The sequence below is a fragment of the Pseudoalteromonas sp. MMG007 genome, from assembly GCF_018100985.1.
GTDB lineage: Bacteria > Pseudomonadota > Gammaproteobacteria > Enterobacterales > Alteromonadaceae > Pseudoalteromonas.
Window position 1 is genome coordinate 93,311 of sequence record NZ_JAGJEI010000009.1, and the last position, 15,095, is coordinate 108,405.

Sequence of the window (15,095 nt, forward strand, 5' to 3'; positions counted from 1 at the left end):
ATATCTCGTAAATATAATCGTGGTTATTATTTTTGATTTTTAAAACGTGTTATTTGTTCATCAACCAACTTGGTATCTATTACGCCGTGTTTAAAGGCTATATAAACGGGAAGTGTAAACTCATTTAATTGCCTAGCTGTTATGTTTTTATGGCTTTTTGAATACCATAACCCAGCTTGATAATTAGTTATGGCGTAATCAACACGGTTTTTTTCAAGTAGTTCAAAAGTGGCTTTAGTTGAGAACGAGCGCATTAAATTACTATCATCAATGTTGTAATGTGCAGCAAGCACGTTTGGCAAAGCAACCCCTCTTAACATAGCTATACGGGCATCTGATAAATCCGTTGTGTTTAACTGCTCCTTGGTTTTACCAAATAAACCAAATTGAGTGATATGCACTGGCTCACTGGTAAAGTCTAAATATTGAGAGCGCTCTTTGTTATTTGCCAACGAAAAGTAGCAATCGTAATACCCGAGTGTCATTTCTTTTTTAATGCGTGCCCACGGTAAATGCACCACATCAATGTTTAAATTTAATTTACGCTCAATAAACCTTAAGTATTCTATATCAAGGCCAGAAAAGGTATTGGTTTGCTCATCGTATATTGTAAAAGGAGGGTAGTGCGTGGTTGCACAGCGAAGCGTTTTATTAGGCGCTGCCAATAATAGCTGAGAAAAAGTTAAAGCTAAAAACATCAATACAGCGCGCATAAACACAAATCCAAAATTTTTTATAAGTATAGAACCTGAACGCTTATTATACAGATTAATTGCCTTTTATTGTGTTGATCCTTGTATTTTTATATCGCGTATAAAATGAATTTGTGAGAGCCACATGTTTAACGCAGAGCAGCAATCGCGCATTATTGAAATGGCGTGGGAAGATAGAACACCATACGAGGCAATAGAGCAGTTGTATGGGCTTAAATACCCGCAGCTGGTGGTATTTATGCGCGAAAACATTTCAAAGGGAAGTTTTAAAGTATGGCGTAAACGCCATGCAGGGCGCACAACAAAGCATTTAAAACTTCGCGATCCGTCAATAATGCGCAGCCATTGTAAAACGCAATATAAGCATCGCTAGTTTTAAAATCGTTGTTTCATACAATGTTCAGCCGTGTTTGTTAATCTTTAGTTATTAACTACACGAGAGAATATGTATGAAAGCACCTATTTATACCGCTTTAATCGCATTTGCTTTATTTTCAATGAATGCGGATGCAAAGCCACATAAAGAAAAGCATGGTTATAAACACGGCCATAATAAGCATTATTCAAATAAGCACTATGACGATAATCACCTTTCTAAAAAAGAGGAGAAAAAGTTAATACGTGCAGGCTGGACTCCACCGGGCTTAAGTAAACGTTATTATCGTGGCGATTATTTAGATCGTGATATATACAAGCGAGGAAGAGTGATTGAACGCTCTAAAGATAATGGTACAGTGCGTATAGAAGTTGACCATACTATAATTCACATGGTGCGAGATACTCGAGAAATACTCTCTATTTTAAGCCGTTAAGTTAACTTTAAAAGGATATTATTATGTTTGTAGCGCTGACTTTAATTATTGGCTTTTTTTTACTCGTGACTTTGTTACCTATGTCATACAGTCAGCATTATTTAGTTCGTAGCTGTGACTTTGTTCGTTTACAAGTTTTTTATATCGCTAGCTTTGTTGCTTTAGTATCGTTCTTTTTATTATGGCAAAGTAGCTACACTGGATATTTGCTGACGGCTTTAACGTCAATCGTCATTATGGCTCTGCAAGGAAAATGGATTTTTCCTTACACTTGGCTTGCCAAAAAAGAAGTTAAAACGGCGTCAGTAAGCGAAGATCACAGTGTAAGAATAATGTCTGCTAATGTGCTTATGTCAAACCACAATAGCGAGCAACTTATTTCACTGGTTAATAAGCACCAGCCTGATTTATTAATAACACTTGAAAGCGATAGCTGGTGGGAAAACAAGTTATCGGTACTTAAAAAGCACTACCCATACTTTATAGAGTGCCCAAAAGACAACCGCTACGGTATGCACTTATACAGTAAATTTAAAATTCTTGATGCTCAAATATGTGAGTTAATTGAAGATGATATACCTTCAATTCATATATTGTTTGAAAACGATGAAGGCCTGCAAATGCAAGGGCACTTTATTCATCCCGCTCCACCAAGCCCAACTGAAGAAGACTCATCGCGCCCACGCGACTCAGAGCTAATAATGGTGGCAAAAGCACTTAAAAATCCAACTAGGCCAACAATTGTAGCCGGTGATTTAAACGACGTGGCATGGTCGCGTAGCACCCGTTTATTTATGCAAATAAGTGGTTTTTTAGACCCGCGCAAAGGCCGCGGTTTTTATAATACTTTTCATGCGAGTTACTTTTTTATGCGCTGGCCGCTCGATCATTTATTTCACAGCCAAGGGTTTAAAGTAAAACGTATTAAGCGCCTTGCAAAATATGGCTCAGACCACTTTGCACTGCTTACCGAACTGGTGTTTGAAAATGCTAAGCAGCATTCACTAGAAGATAAATCAGACGAGCTTAAGCAAGAAGAAATACAAGAGCTTGCTATGAGCAAAGCCGATAAGCGAAAAGTGCCAAGGTTTGAGGAGAGCTAGTTGTTAGCTCGTGTAGGTCGGATAAGCGAAGTGCCATCCGACACAGTAAAATACCTTGCCAATTATAATCAATATTTGTGTTGTCGAGTGGCAGGAGAGCGCCAATTTTAAACAGTGATAACGCTCTGTTAAGTGCCACTTTTTAGGTGACTACTGCTTACTAAACAGTGCTTCAAACTTAGTCCAAGCATTATATAAATGAAGATGATATGTACTTAGTGGCTCTGACTTGAGTTCATTGCCAAGATGCATTTCAATAGCTCGCAGTCGATCGTAATCACGATTACTCAGTACTTCGATTTGTTGAAGCAAAAATGCCTTTATCTCATCGAGTGACGGTCTTTCTTCTGGACTTATAGACAGCATTGTCTGAATAAAATCTTTATATTTACTATCAAGGTTCTGCTCTTGATCTATAATACAACAGCCATTTTTGATCCATTTCTTCCATTCGTCGCTTCTCACCCACTTTTTAGTATTACCCTCTTTAGGCGCAGGCCAAAAGTCAGCTAACTTAATACCTACAGGGTGAAAGCCATTAGTTAAAAACTCATATAAGATTACACCTAGAGCAAAAATATCTGTTTTCTCAGATAATTCCTCATGACTCCATTGCTCTGGCGCTACATAAGGCCTTGTGCCATCATAATTACCATAGTTCCTAAACGCATTGGCTAAACCAAAGTCAGCAACCATAGCAAACTTGTAGACATCTAGATTTTCAGGTTCACGCAGGTTTAATTTGAGATCTCGAATAAAGATATTTCCAGGTTTCAGGTCTTGATGACACACCAAACCATTTGCATAACAATGATTGAGGCCTAAACAGACGTAGTAGATTAGGGATAATTTCTCTACTTCTGAAGAGGTTCCAGTTTTCATAAGTTTATTTAAATCACTGCCCCAATAACGAAACAGCGCAATAGGTACTCCCATCACTTCATCGAAGTGATAAGCCCAGTTCACAAATGAATTATGATAATAGTCCAGTTGGTTTTTCAATTCTTGAACAAAGCGACTTGCTGTTTCTTCTTTAGAGACACCTTTTTTAAGCTTAGGGACTTTCACACATATGTATCTTGAAGCAACAACAGCTTCACCTTGATCAAAAATATAAATATCACCTGCCATTCCAGATGTTTTAGCGATACATTCCGTATTGCCCTTTAAACGGGTAGACAACATGAACTCTTTGTATTTTTCTTCTAGTGAATAAAAATCAATATTTTCCATCTACTTCTCTACAGATTTGTACGTATACTCGTAACCGTGGCACTTAACATTTCAATAACGGGCGCATACACGTGGGGCAAAGTGGCGAAGCCGCCCTACGTGTATGCGTCCCAGCGAACGAAGTGAGTGAGTTAATTGAGTTGTTATATCGCTACTCACCAATATTTCTTCGTATCAATATAATGCTTCATGTTAGAAAATATGTAAGCTAGAAGAAAAAATGCCGGCGTTGCAATAACGTCGGGTTTTATGAGCCAAGTTAATAGGCCCAAGAGCACCGTCATCATTTCTAACATAATAATTTGCTTTCTTGCTTTTACTCCCCAAAACGAAAACCTGACCCATAACGGCTCTTTGTTCCATTCTTTAGATGTTTTGTCTATCACGATAATTTCCTCTTGAAGTTTAGAAATGTCAATTTCAAACACAGAGGCAAGGGCTTTAAGAGATTCTATACTGGCCTTGTTTCCACTTTCTATTCGTTGAATAGTTCTCGTACTCAAGCCACTTAAGGTGGCAAGTTGTTCTTGTGACCAGTTTCGTTTTTCTCTAAGACGTTTGACTATCATTTGGGCTCCTTACCAATGCGAGAGGAAACTATCCATGTTTTAATCGATTGTCGGTTACGAAATTCACACGACAGGGGGGCGACAGGCGATGTTTACAGCGATATAACAATTTAATAGTGCGCTCATCGCGCATATTTCTGCCGACGCCACGCTCATTTTTCTGCATTATATAGTTTTAGCAAATAACCTAAGGTATTACTATCACTAAGTTTTCTAGAGTTTTTAGATAAAGTTAAATTAACCAATATGCGTTCAGCGCTTATTCTCATGAATATATGCGCAAAGAGCAGCCTTACCAATCAATTCACGATGATATTTGGCCAAACTCAATGCCTGCTCAACGCCCATTGTTGCCTGTCAGGTTGAGTCTAGTGAAATAGATTGCATTGCATAGTTAAAGTTTTTATATTGTTCGGCAATATTTTACTTGGTGCTAATAAAGCACTGCGTGCAAAGGAAAGCATGTGAATTATAAAAAAATGTACTACCCAGTTAAGGCGCTTGCTGCCTTATCTTTAGTTGCAGTTGCAATTAAGTACTGGATGCCAACGGAGATTGGCTTTGCGTTTATGCTATTGCCTTATTTAGTTTTGTATTTTTTAGCGAGTGCTAACAACTACCAAAATAAACGACTCTTTCTTATCAGAATTATAGCTGCATTATTTACTATTATTTTAGCGCCAGTTCTCATTTTTGGCATTGAACCTGACCCTCAGGCCGGGATAGGTATCATGTTTTTGCTGGTGATGCAGCTAGCTGCAATTAGTGCCTCAGAATTTATTATATTATTTTTTAATGTTGATAATGATTAAGAAGAAAAATGTACATTTTCAGCTATTAGTATTTAGTTTCGTGGGGTTTAGTCAGTAAAGGATGAGCTCTGCTGTAATCTAATTTTAAAGAAAAAAACCTAAAAGCGGTTACCCACTTTTAGGTTTTTTATGTATTGGTATTTAAAGCTAAATTAGCTATTAATCATAATACATTTGATATTCACAAATTCGCGCATACCAAAGCCGCCGTGCTCTCGGCCGTAGCCACTTTCTTTAACACCACCAAACGGTAAGTTAGGTTGAGCAAGGCCATAACCGTTAATGTTGATCATACCGGTGTCAAAGTACTTTTTAGCCAGTTCAATGGCTTTTTTCTCATCTTTAGAGAAAATACCGCCGCCTAAACCGTAGCGAGAGTCGTTAGCGATGCGCATGGCATCGTCGTTATCTTTGGCTTTAATTAGCGAAGCTACTGGGCCAAATAACTCGTCATCGTATGCTGGCATGCCAGGTGCTAGGTTATCAAGCAGAGTAGGTGGGTAGTAATAACCCGTTTGCGAAGGTACTTCGCCACCTGTAATTACATTTGCACCGGCCTTAACCGATTGCATTACTTGGTCATGAATTTTGTCGCGTAAATCTTCGCGAGCCATTGGCCCTAGGTCTGTGTCATCAGCCATTGGGTCACCCATTTTCATGGCTTCAAATTGCGCTTTAATTTGTTCTTTAAAGTCATCGTATAGTGAATCAACTACTACAAATCGTTTGGCTGATACACACGTCTCACCGTTGTTGATCATACGACCTGTAACACAGGTTTTAACGGCAAGCTCTAAGTCGGCATCATCGAGTACTAAGTAAGCATCGTTACTGCCAAGCTCTAGTACTGTTTTCTTCACATTTTTACCGGCTTCTTCGGCTACTTTTTTACCCGTGCCATCACTACCTGTAAAGGTTACGCCACTAATCGCTTTGTGCGAAATAAGTGAGCTTGCTGTTTTGCCATCAATAAGTAAATTGCTAAAGCAATACTCTGGGAAACCCGCTTGTTTAAATAGCGTATCGATTTTTTCAGCCATGCCAAAAACGTTACCCGCATGCTTAAGTACGGTCGTGTTACCGGCCATAATATTAGCTGCGCTGTAACGGATAACTTGATAAAGCGGGAAATTCCAAGGCTGGATGCCTAATAAAACGCCCGTTGGTTGATAGCTAATAATTGCACGGCCGCCGTCCATATCACGCTCTTCATCAGCGAGTACTTTTGGGCCATTTTCAGCGGTATAACGGCAAATACCAGCACATAGCTCGACTTCTTGAAAACCTTGCTCGTAAACTTTACCCATTTCTTCGGTCATTAGTTTAGCGATTGCTTCTTTTTGCTCTTCAAAAAGTGATGCTAGTTTATTTAAATACTTAGCACGTTCAGTAAATGAGGTTAGTCGCCATTTTAAATATGTTTCGTGAGATTTTTCAATTACCTGTTCTGCCTCTTCTTGAGAAAGCAGTGTGTAGGTTTCAATGGTTTGTTCAGTTGCGGGATTAATCGTTTTAACTGTGTTACTCATTTCTATCTCCTTACAAATTAGTTGTCTGTAAGGGTGCAAAGGCAAAGCCACTTTTAATGTTTTTAAAATTAAGTGTTTAAGTTGCTGATTATATTGAGATTGTTTTTGTATTTTTAGAGGGTTTTAATATTGTCGGTATAAAAATTAAAAAGTTAATGCAGTAAAATATTCTGGGGGCTGCAAAATTTACAACACCCACAAGCTGTCATTATTTTGAGCTACTGAAGCTCGCAAGCAATTCGCTTAAGTAAAAAAGTTTCTCGTAAAATAGAGAGCCCTTGCTTGTCGCTATTGGCAATTGTGCGTTCGTTGTGAGCGATGGCTTCGTTAATATCAACCCACTTAGTGCTCATGCCATTTTGTTGCTCGTAATGCTCTAATTTAGCTTTACCAAGCTCATCTGCAATATTACATACATAGCAGTACGACTTTATGTGAATAATATCAAAGTCATCCTTATACCAAGGGCGATATTCTTCGTATAATCCAAAAGGTTTAATTACTTGTATATCTTGAGCACCGGTTTCTTCATTGAGCTCTCTTATTAAGCCTTGCTCAATACTTTCGCCTTCATCAACGCCACCACCGGGGAGGCTATAATCTTCATAGCGTGCGGTATACATAAGTAATATTTTATTATTTTTAATAACAATGGCACGTGCCGTTAAACGGGTAAACGAGTTACCTTGGTTAATATTAATACCAGTATGAACCAATGTTTTTAATAGCCGCATTTTCTCTCCTTTTGTGTAGAGCTTATGATAACAGTTGCTATCACGCTATATAACCTAGACTATTGATAATAAGTTTATTTTTATTGGCTGTTTTTTAAGGCTAACCATGGTAAGAACTTTATTAAGACGTGGGCAATTAATGTTTACATTGACGTTGTTTTTATTAAAAATTTAATACTGATATAAATGAAATTGAATATCATTACGATGCAATCAATTGTTAAACTGTTTAATGTAAGTATGGCTATTTAATTAATGTTTCGAATTTTTTAGTGATTTAGTGATCGTTATTTTTCAGCTAACGTAAATATTAGGTTGTTAAAATAAATCGTTGAATTACTAAGTTTAAAATTTGATGAAAGCAAGTTCGAGCTACCCTTTAAATTAATGGTTAGGGTGCGTAGAATAATAAAAAAGCATAGGGATTTATCATGTTAAACATTCTTTTAGTTGATGACGATATAGAGTTTAGTGACGTCGTTTGCCACATAGTCGAATTCCTCGGCCACAATATTAATACTGCAACAAGTTTAAAAGAAGCACATCAATGGTTTGAAAATAATACCTTTGATCATGTGCTGCTTGATTTTATGCTGCCTGATGGCAGCGGTTTGCATTTACTCGATCATTTAAAAATGATTGGACAAGATCCAAAAATTACACTTATATCTGGTCACCCGTCAGTTAAGGGGATTTTAGCTGACATGTGTGAGCCAAATGTTGGCCATTTATTAAAGCCCTTACAACGTGAAGATTTAGAACTTGTACTGAATGGCCCTAAAAAAGCCCCTAAAAAAGCAAAGCAAAGCGGAATTACACGTCATTTTGGTGGCTTAATTGGCGAGTCTGAGCCAATGCAACAGCTTTACAATATGATTGAACGCGTAGCTAAAACTAATGCTAACGTTATGCTTATGGGCGAAAGTGGCGCTGGTAAAGAAGTGGTTGCTCAGGCGATTCATAACGCGAGCCAATGTGAAGGCCCGTTAGTTGCTAGTAACTGTGGCGCGCTTTCTAAAGAGCTAATTGGTAGTGAACTATTTGGCCACGAGAAAGGTGCATTTACAGGTGCTATTGCACGCAAAGAAGGCGTATTTGAGCAATCGAATAATGGTACTTTGTTTTTAGATGAAGTAACCGAAATGCCTATAGATATGCAACCTAATTTATTACGCGTACTTGAAACTAAAAAAGTAACGCGTGTGGGTGGCAATCGTGAAATACCGACTAATTGTCGTGTTATATCGGCAACAAACCGCACGCTAACTGATTTGGCGCAAAATAATGTAATACGTGAAGATATTTATTTTAGGCTTGCTGTATTTCCTATTGATATTCCGCCACTTCGCGATCGTAAAGAAGATGTTCCTCTTTTAGCTAGAGCATTTTTAGAGCAGTTAAATGACGAAAATGGCACTGCATTTAGTTGGACAGCTGCGCAGTTAAAAGAGCTACAAAGTTATGAGTGGCCAGGTAACGTGCGAGAGCTGCGCCATGCCATACACCGCGCATTTATAATGAGCGATCCACAAACAAGCGATATTACTTTACCGGCTAACTTAGAGTCACCTTTTTCACGCGTTAATGCCCAAACCGAAGAAAAGCAAGTGTCTGCAGGGCAAACAATAGAAGAAGTTGAAAAAGATCTGATTCATGCAACGCTCGATAAAGTGCAGGGCAACAAAACGCTTGCCGCGCAAATGTTAGGTATTAGTACTAAAACACTATATAACCGTTTAAATGCTTATGGCGGTATCGGAGAATACAAATAATCGTAAATTTTAGTTAGTAGGTTTAAGGATAAGAATGACATCAGAAAAACAAACAGAGCCGTTAAATAAATTAGTGCACGATGCAAGAGCACCGCTTAATCGTATATCAATGAACGCCGAACTTATTAAGCTTGTGCTTGAAAATGATATGCCAAAGCAAAAAGCACTCGAGGCGCTAGACAAAATTATTGCTAACTGCCAAGACTGCAGTAACAGCTTACAAAAAATTTCTGACTCTCAATAATGATAATAATAGCCAGTTTTACTATGTGGGAAACTAACGTTAAATGATTAAGCAAAAACAGCAGGGTAAAGCTAATGTGACTTGGGCAGCATTTATTGTTGTAGTGCTAAGTATTATTGTTGGTAATGCATTTTTAGCACTTAATACAATACAAAGCTTAACCCAAACGCAAAAAAGCTTAGATAACACTAATATGCTCACTACGGCGATTGAGAAGCTGCACTTGTCTATTGTGCAGGCTGAATCGGGCCAGCGTGGTTATTTATTAACAGAGGAAGACGATTACCTTACTCCCTATTACGACACGCTTGCTCAATTAGAGTCCCAAACAGAGCTTGTTAAATCACTTCATTCTGAAATTGATGGACAGGCTCCGCGCATAGCTGAGTTATTAGTATTAGTACGTAGCAAAATGAAAGAGCTTAAAACAACCGTTAATTTGGCATTAGATGACAAAGAGCGACGCGCCATTTACCTGTTAAATACGCACAAGGGGCGAGAGCTTTATAAAGATATTCGTGCCAAAGTTAATGACGTTTTAGACAGAGAGCTATTGTTCAAAGTTAGCCACTTTTCTAAACTTGCGAAGATTAAAAACGAAGCAAAAATTACGTTTGCTATTACAGCTGTTACCAGTGGATTATTAATTATTGGTATGTTTGTAATGACAAGACTTAACTTAAGAAACGCAGCTCAATATCGTGCGGATCTTGAAAAACAAAACGAAACATTAGCCAGTAAAGTTTCGGAGCGCACTCAAGAGTTAACTTTGTACTCTGATGAGCTGAGTCGTTCAAACCGCGAACTTGAGGAGTTTGCGTTTGTAGCAAGTCACGACTTGCAAGAACCGCTTCGTAAAATTCAGGCATTTAGTGACCGTCTAGAAACTATGTTTAAAGATGAGCTAGGTGAAAAAGGCATAGATTACATTGGCCGCATGAAAAATGCAGCGCAGCGTATGTCTAACCTCATTAACGATTTGCTTGAGTTTTCACGCGTTACGACACGTGGTAAAGACTTTGATGATACCGACCTTAATGGCGTGGTTGCTGATATTTTAAGTGACTTAGAAATAGCAATTAAAGAGAGTAATGCACAAGTAAATGTTGACGAATTACCGGTAATTCAAGCAGATAAAAGCCAGATGCAACAGCTGTTTTTAAACTTACTTTCTAATGCAGTTAAATTTAGAAAAGCAGGCACTACTCCTCGTATTGATATTACCTATGAGGATGTGAATGAGTTTAGTGAAGAATTAAATGTTGATACTCAATGGCAAGTAGTAACGATTAAAGATAATGGCATAGGCTTTTCGCAAGAATATGCAGATAAAATATTTGTACCTTTTCAGCGTCTCCATGGGCGCTCAGAGTACAAAGGCACAGGGATTGGGCTTTCGGTATGTAGGCGTATAGTTGAGCGTCATGGTGGTATTATAAACGCTCAAAGCATAGAAGGTGAAGGTGCAACCTTTACTATAAAATTACCAGTGGAAGCATCGCTTTTCACTTTGCAAGGAGAGGCGTAAATGCCGTATTCAAAAGTAAAACCAATCACCATATTAATGGCAGACGATGATGAAGATGATCGCTTGCTAACACAAGACGCACTTGCAGAGAGCCGCGTTTTAAACGAACTTCATTTTGTAGAAGATGGCGTTGAGTTATTAGAGTATTTAGAGCGTCGCGGTAAGTTTGAAGATAAAACAACATCACCGCGCCCTGGGCTTATTTTACTTGATTTAAATATGCCAAGAATGGACGGCAGAGAAGCCCTTGAAGCTATAAAAGGAAATCCTAATCTTAAGGGTATTCCCGTTGTAATTTTAACCACGTCTAAGCAAGAAGAAGACATGGTAAAAGGTTATAACTTAGGTGCTGCGTCTTACATTACTAAACCAGTAACATTTGATGGCCTAGTTGAGCTAATGAAAACGTTAGGAAAGTATTGGGTAGAGTTTGTAGAGCTACCATCAACATTTAACGATTAAAGGGAGATTCTATGTTAGATAAAGTGACTAAGCTGCTGCTAGTAGAAGACGATGAAGATGATTACATACTCACCTGCGACTATTTACAACAACTAGATTCACATAAGTTTAATGTAGAATGGATAAGCTCTCCTGAGCAAGCAATTGAAAAGCTGAGTAAAAATGAGCACGATATTTGTTTGCTTGACTATCGCTTAGGCGCATCTGATGGCTTAAGCGTTTTAAAAAAAGCGATAGCTAACGGTTTTAGCGGCCCAATCATAATGTTAACTGGGCAATCTAATGACGAGCTAGACTCTGCCGCACTCGATGCAGGTGCAGTAGATTATTTAATAAAAACTGAAATGAGCTCGAGTCGATTTGCGCGTGCTATTCGTTACGCGTTAGCGCGTAAAGATGTAGAAGGCGAGCGAGTAGAACGTTTAAAAGCAGAAGCTGAAAACCGTTCAAAAGATAGGTTTTTAGCTCATTTAAGCCATGAATTACGTACCCCTCTTTCTTCGATTTTAGGTTACACCGAATTATTACTACAAAGTGACTTTAGCCACCAAGCCGAAAACGAATTAGGTGTTATTTATCGAAACGGTAAACATTTACTAAGTTTGTTGAACGACGTACTCGATTTATCAAAAATAGCTGCAGATAAGCTAGAGCTTACGCTTAGCGAAGTGAATTTAGATAGTATGCTTGCTGATGTGTATACATTAATGCGGGTGTCAGTGCTTGATAAAGGCCTTGCTTTACGCTTTGAATCTGAAAAACCTCTCCCTTTAGTTGCCAAGCTAGATGCAACACGCGTGCGCCAAATACTTATTAACTTAATTAATAACGCCGTTAAATTTACCGATAAAGGTGAAATTGTCGTAAAAGTATGGACACAATGGGTTGATGATACTGAAATGCTATTTTTTAGTATTAAAGATTCTGGGATGGGCATAGCGCCTGAAAAACAACAACTTATTTTTAAACCTTTTGAACAAATAGCCGATGTTGAATCTCGCTCTGTTGGGGGCGCAGGTTTAGGTTTGGCTATTTGTGCTGAGCTATTAAATAGAATGCACGGGTGTATAGATTTACATTCAGAAATAGGCAAAGGTTCTACTTTTACTATTTCGGTTTATCCGGGTGATATTAGTAAAGTAGAGCGTCAAACGCTTAATTTTAGTAGCGCACCGCAGTTACAAAGTAAATCTGCACCCTGTAAAGTACATGGGCGTGTGTTAGTTGTTGATGACTTACGCGACTTACGTATGCTGGTAGGGCATATGATAAGTACATGTGGCGCTCGGGTCGATTATGCAGAACACGGCCAGCAAGCGCTTGAAAAAGTACGTATAGCTGATGCCTATAAAGCGCCATACGATATTATTTTTATTGATATTCATATGCCAGTAATGGGTGGTAAAGAAGCGACCATCGAACTTAGAAAAATGGGTTATAAAGGGCCTATTATCGCGCTGACAGCGGCTACCATGAAAGGAATACATGAAGAGCTTGCTGCACTTGGTTTTAACGACGTAATACCAAAACCCGTAGACAGCAGCGTTTTATATCAATGCTTACAAGATTATTTAATTGCTCCTGAGTACGCGCCACAGGCTAAAAATATTGCCTCAGATAAAGTGCAAACAGAGAAAAAACAACGCTTTTTACTGGTTGAAGATGACCATGATGCTGCACAAATCACACAACTTCTACTCGAAAGTTTGGGTGTTGAAACGGTTATAGCCTCAAGCTGCGCGCAATGTTTACAAATTCTCAATCATGACCGACAGTTCAACAAAGTACTGCTAGATATGCACTTACCCGATGGTCGAGGTGTTGATTTAGGAGAGCAAATTAATGAACGTTACCCCCAGTTAAGATTGGTTATTGTAAGTGGTGCTGAGCCTGATCCTAAAGAGATCAAAGATTTAAATATAGACCGTGTTTTACTAAAACCTATTAACTTGAGCTTGTTAGAAACACTAATTAGCTCATAACTGAGATGTAATTATATGCAATCAATAAAGTTAGGAACTGAGAAATTAACACCTACTAAAGTGGTATGTGTTGGGCGTAACTATACCGCTCATATTGCAGAGCTAAATAACGAAACACCCGAACAAATGGTGTTGTTTAACAAGCCAAATAGTGCAATTACGAGCACCCTTTTATCTGAACATAACAACGATGTACTTCATTATGAAACCGAACTTTGTTTTGTAATTAAAAATAAGCAGATTGCAGGTGTAGGGCTAGGCCTAGATTTAACTAAGCGTACAGTACAAAGTAAGTTAAAAAATAAAGGGCTGCCATGGGAGCGGGCAAAAGCATTTGACAGCTCTGTTATTTTAACTGACTTTGTTGAGCTTAGTGATGCAGCGCAGCATTTTACTTTTGAGCTTAAAATTAACGATAAGGTAATTCAGCAAGGTGATACTCACTTTATGTTGTACAAGCCTGAGCAGATACTTACAGAGATAAGCGAATTTATGAGCTTAGAAGATGGCGATATTATTATGACAGGTACGCCATCGGGTGTGGGTGAGGTTAAGTGTGGGAATACATTTACGGTTAGTCTTTACTCAAATGAGAAGTGCTTGCTAACTCAGCAGTGGGTTGCACAGTAATAGGCAACACTTGTTGCTTAAAGTGGGAGTTGAACTCAGGAAAGCTCTGTTTAAGCCAAAACTGTTGGCTTTGCTGGTACTTTTCACTATTGAGCACTTTGCTTTTTAGTGCTTTATTTATTTTGTTAATTGCTTGCGCTGCAAAATTGTTAGGTGCATTAGCTGCGCAGCCCACCGCACCTAACACATACTCTCGGCTATCCTCTTCAATTGCTAAACTCACCACGTTTTTAAATTTACTGTGATTAACAAAATAGTCGCTCATAAATGGGTAGTCGATAGAGTAATCTAAAAAACCACGACTCAAACGCGATATAACTGCTTGGCTTTCGTTCTCGCTACTCCAACTTAAAGATGCTTTGTTTTGGGCTGTGGTATTTTCGATTATCTTATTTATTTTATCAGTGTACTTTCTAGCTGCTGCTTGGCCATAAACATATGAATTATCAGCAAGAAGGTTAATGAGTTTAATAGGTGAACCATGTTTCTTATTAAGCTCTGGAGCTAACTTTTTAGTGGTAATAATATTAAATGGCGGATAAACCGTGGTAGGTGCAGAATAGTTAAATAAGTGATTATTTACTTTTTTGTGGATAACACATGGAAAGCAAATATTTTGCCCTTCATTTAAATATTTATTTATGCGCTCTTGGGGGACAATTAAGCGAGTGTGTTTTACATCACTAATTTCATCCATTAATTGTTCTGTTAAATTATCGCAAATACCGCCTTGAGGTGTATGTTCGCTTTTAGCTATGTGAAAAGGCGGCGTATAGCTTTGCAGCCAAATAATTTCTTTTATTGGCATGTTTTCACCTGCCCAAGTAGGCGCAGTCAAACAGCTAAACATACTAATAAATAAAAAAGGGTTTTTCAGCATAACTCATTAAGTATTAATTCGTTAAAGATGAATTAATTATAGCTTGAGAGTGTTTTTCGGCAAATTTTCTGATAAAAAAAGCAGTATATAAA

The 15,095-nt window shown here is 38.2% G+C and carries 16 protein-coding genes; 10 read left to right on the forward strand and 6 right to left on the reverse strand.

Annotated features, from left to right (window positions below; genetic code table 11):
* Positions 1-26 precede the first annotated feature (26 nt).
* Positions 27-713 carry a transporter substrate-binding domain-containing protein gene (locus J8L71_RS12070; protein WP_211000742.1) on the reverse strand — a complete coding sequence of 229 codons (687 nt, stop codon included), beginning with the start codon at positions 711-713 and terminating at the stop codon, positions 27-29.
* A gap of 124 nt (positions 714-837) precedes the next feature.
* On the opposite strand from J8L71_RS12070, the gene J8L71_RS12075 reads away from it, so the two are divergent.
* The 3 genes from J8L71_RS12075 to J8L71_RS12085 all read left to right on the forward strand — a co-directional run bounded on the left by J8L71_RS12075 (position 838) and on the right by J8L71_RS12085 (position 2,628).
* Positions 838-1,086 carry a TIGR03643 family protein gene (locus J8L71_RS12075; RefSeq protein WP_211000743.1) on the forward strand — a complete coding sequence of 83 codons (249 nt, stop codon included), beginning with the start codon at positions 838-840 and terminating at the stop codon, positions 1,084-1,086.
* Between the two features lie 76 nt (positions 1,087-1,162).
* Positions 1,163-1,525, forward strand: coding sequence for a hypothetical protein (locus J8L71_RS12080; protein WP_211000744.1), 363 nt, complete (start codon positions 1,163-1,165; stop codon positions 1,523-1,525).
* Between the two features lie 23 nt (positions 1,526-1,548).
* Complete coding sequence (locus J8L71_RS12085; protein ID WP_211000745.1) at positions 1,549-2,628, forward strand: endonuclease/exonuclease/phosphatase family protein; 1,080 nt, start codon at positions 1,549-1,551, stop codon at positions 2,626-2,628.
* Between the two features lie 150 nt (positions 2,629-2,778).
* Here J8L71_RS12085 and J8L71_RS12090 read toward each other — a convergent pair whose 3' ends face one another.
* Together J8L71_RS12090 and J8L71_RS12095 are read right to left on the reverse strand one after the other, a co-directional pair.
* The gene (locus J8L71_RS12090) at positions 2,779-3,861 is read right to left on the reverse strand and encodes a protein kinase (RefSeq protein WP_211000746.1); all 1,083 of its coding nucleotides are present in this window, start codon (positions 3,859-3,861) and stop codon (positions 2,779-2,781) included.
* Between the two features lie 155 nt (positions 3,862-4,016).
* Entirely contained in the window at positions 4,017-4,430 is a 414-nt protein-coding gene (locus J8L71_RS12095; RefSeq protein WP_211000747.1) for a helix-turn-helix transcriptional regulator, read from the reverse strand.
* A gap of 464 nt (positions 4,431-4,894) precedes the next feature.
* Here J8L71_RS12095 and J8L71_RS12100 point away from each other — a divergent pair, with 464 nt between their 5' ends.
* On the forward strand, positions 4,895-5,242 hold the full coding sequence (locus tag J8L71_RS12100; protein WP_211000748.1) for a hypothetical protein: 348 nt from the start codon (positions 4,895-4,897) through the stop codon (positions 5,240-5,242).
* 152 nt (positions 5,243-5,394) lie between these two features.
* On the opposite strand, the gene J8L71_RS12105 is transcribed toward J8L71_RS12100, so the two are convergent.
* Together J8L71_RS12105 and J8L71_RS12110 are read right to left on the reverse strand one after the other, a co-directional pair.
* Positions 5,395-6,771, reverse strand: a complete 1,377-nt coding sequence (locus J8L71_RS12105; RefSeq protein ID WP_211000749.1) for an NAD-dependent succinate-semialdehyde dehydrogenase — start codon at positions 6,769-6,771, stop codon at positions 5,395-5,397.
* Between the two features lie 218 nt (positions 6,772-6,989).
* The gene (locus J8L71_RS12110; RefSeq protein ID WP_211000750.1) at positions 6,990-7,505 is read right to left on the reverse strand and encodes an NUDIX hydrolase; all 516 of its coding nucleotides are present in this window, start codon (positions 7,503-7,505) and stop codon (positions 6,990-6,992) included.
* Between the two features lie 431 nt (positions 7,506-7,936).
* Here J8L71_RS12110 and J8L71_RS12115 point away from each other — a divergent pair, with 431 nt between their 5' ends.
* From J8L71_RS12115 to J8L71_RS12140, 6 genes are read left to right on the forward strand one after another with little or no spacing between them, the layout of a single operon-like run.
* Positions 7,937-9,277, forward strand: a complete 1,341-nt coding sequence (locus J8L71_RS12115) for a sigma-54 dependent transcriptional regulator (protein ID WP_211000751.1) — start codon at positions 7,937-7,939, stop codon at positions 9,275-9,277.
* A 34-nt stretch (positions 9,278-9,311) separates the two neighbouring features.
* A complete protein-coding gene (locus tag J8L71_RS12120; protein ID WP_058548035.1) occupies positions 9,312-9,521 on the forward strand; it encodes a histidine kinase in 210 nt (69 codons plus the stop codon).
* 43 nt (positions 9,522-9,564) lie between these two features.
* Positions 9,565-11,049, forward strand: a complete 1,485-nt coding sequence (locus J8L71_RS12125; protein ID WP_211000752.1) for a sensor histidine kinase — start codon at positions 9,565-9,567, stop codon at positions 11,047-11,049.
* Positions 11,050-11,511 (forward strand): response regulator, encoded by a 462-nt coding sequence (locus J8L71_RS12130; protein WP_211000753.1) that lies wholly within the window; start codon positions 11,050-11,052, stop codon positions 11,509-11,511.
* An 11-nt stretch (positions 11,512-11,522) separates the two neighbouring features.
* On the forward strand, positions 11,523-13,493 hold the full coding sequence (locus J8L71_RS12135) for a response regulator (protein ID WP_211000754.1): 1,971 nt from the start codon (positions 11,523-11,525) through the stop codon (positions 13,491-13,493).
* Between the two features lie 15 nt (positions 13,494-13,508).
* Positions 13,509-14,123, forward strand: a complete 615-nt coding sequence (locus J8L71_RS12140; RefSeq protein ID WP_211000755.1) for a fumarylacetoacetate hydrolase family protein — start codon at positions 13,509-13,511, stop codon at positions 14,121-14,123.
* Here J8L71_RS12140 and J8L71_RS12145 read toward each other — a convergent pair.
* Positions 14,068-14,973, reverse strand: coding sequence for an ABC transporter substrate-binding protein (locus tag J8L71_RS12145; protein WP_247655289.1), 906 nt, complete (start codon positions 14,971-14,973; stop codon positions 14,068-14,070). The two genes, J8L71_RS12140 and J8L71_RS12145, sit on opposite strands and share 56 nt — an antisense overlap.
* Positions 14,974-15,095 lie beyond the last annotated feature (122 nt).

Bases quoted from the DNA above. Each gene is read 5' to 3' on its own strand.
- J8L71_RS12075 (WP_211000743.1), top strand. From the start codon at position 838: ATGTTTAACGCAGAGCAGCAATCGCGCATTATTGAAATGGCGTGGGAA.
- J8L71_RS12140 (WP_211000755.1), top strand. From the start codon at position 13,509: ATGCAATCAATAAAGTTAGGAACTGAGAAATTAACACCTACTAAAGTG.
- J8L71_RS12115 (WP_211000751.1), top strand. From the start codon at position 7,937: ATGTTAAACATTCTTTTAGTTGATGACGATATAGAGTTTAGTGACGTC.
- J8L71_RS12070 (WP_211000742.1), bottom strand. From the start codon at position 713: ATGCGCGCTGTATTGATGTTTTTAGCTTTAACTTTTTCTCAGCTATTA.
- J8L71_RS12145 (WP_247655289.1), bottom strand. From the start codon at position 14,973: ATGTTTAGCTGTTTGACTGCGCCTACTTGGGCAGGTGAAAACATGCCA.
- J8L71_RS12120 (WP_058548035.1), top strand. From the start codon at position 9,312: ATGACATCAGAAAAACAAACAGAGCCGTTAAATAAATTAGTGCACGAT.
- J8L71_RS12095 (WP_211000747.1), bottom strand. From the start codon at position 4,430: ATGATAGTCAAACGTCTTAGAGAAAAACGAAACTGGTCACAAGAACAA.
- J8L71_RS12135 (WP_211000754.1), top strand. From the start codon at position 11,523: ATGTTAGATAAAGTGACTAAGCTGCTGCTAGTAGAAGACGATGAAGAT.
- J8L71_RS12090 (WP_211000746.1), bottom strand. From the start codon at position 3,861: ATGGAAAATATTGATTTTTATTCACTAGAAGAAAAATACAAAGAGTTC.
- J8L71_RS12125 (WP_211000752.1), top strand. From the start codon at position 9,565: ATGATTAAGCAAAAACAGCAGGGTAAAGCTAATGTGACTTGGGCAGCA.
- J8L71_RS12105 (WP_211000749.1), bottom strand. From the start codon at position 6,771: ATGAGTAACACAGTTAAAACGATTAATCCCGCAACTGAACAAACCATT.
- J8L71_RS12110 (WP_211000750.1), bottom strand. From the start codon at position 7,505: ATGCGGCTATTAAAAACATTGGTTCATACTGGTATTAATATTAACCAA.
- J8L71_RS12085 (WP_211000745.1), top strand. From the start codon at position 1,549: ATGTTTGTAGCGCTGACTTTAATTATTGGCTTTTTTTTACTCGTGACT.
- J8L71_RS12080 (WP_211000744.1), top strand. From the start codon at position 1,163: ATGAAAGCACCTATTTATACCGCTTTAATCGCATTTGCTTTATTTTCA.
- J8L71_RS12130 (WP_211000753.1), top strand. From the start codon at position 11,050: ATGCCGTATTCAAAAGTAAAACCAATCACCATATTAATGGCAGACGAT.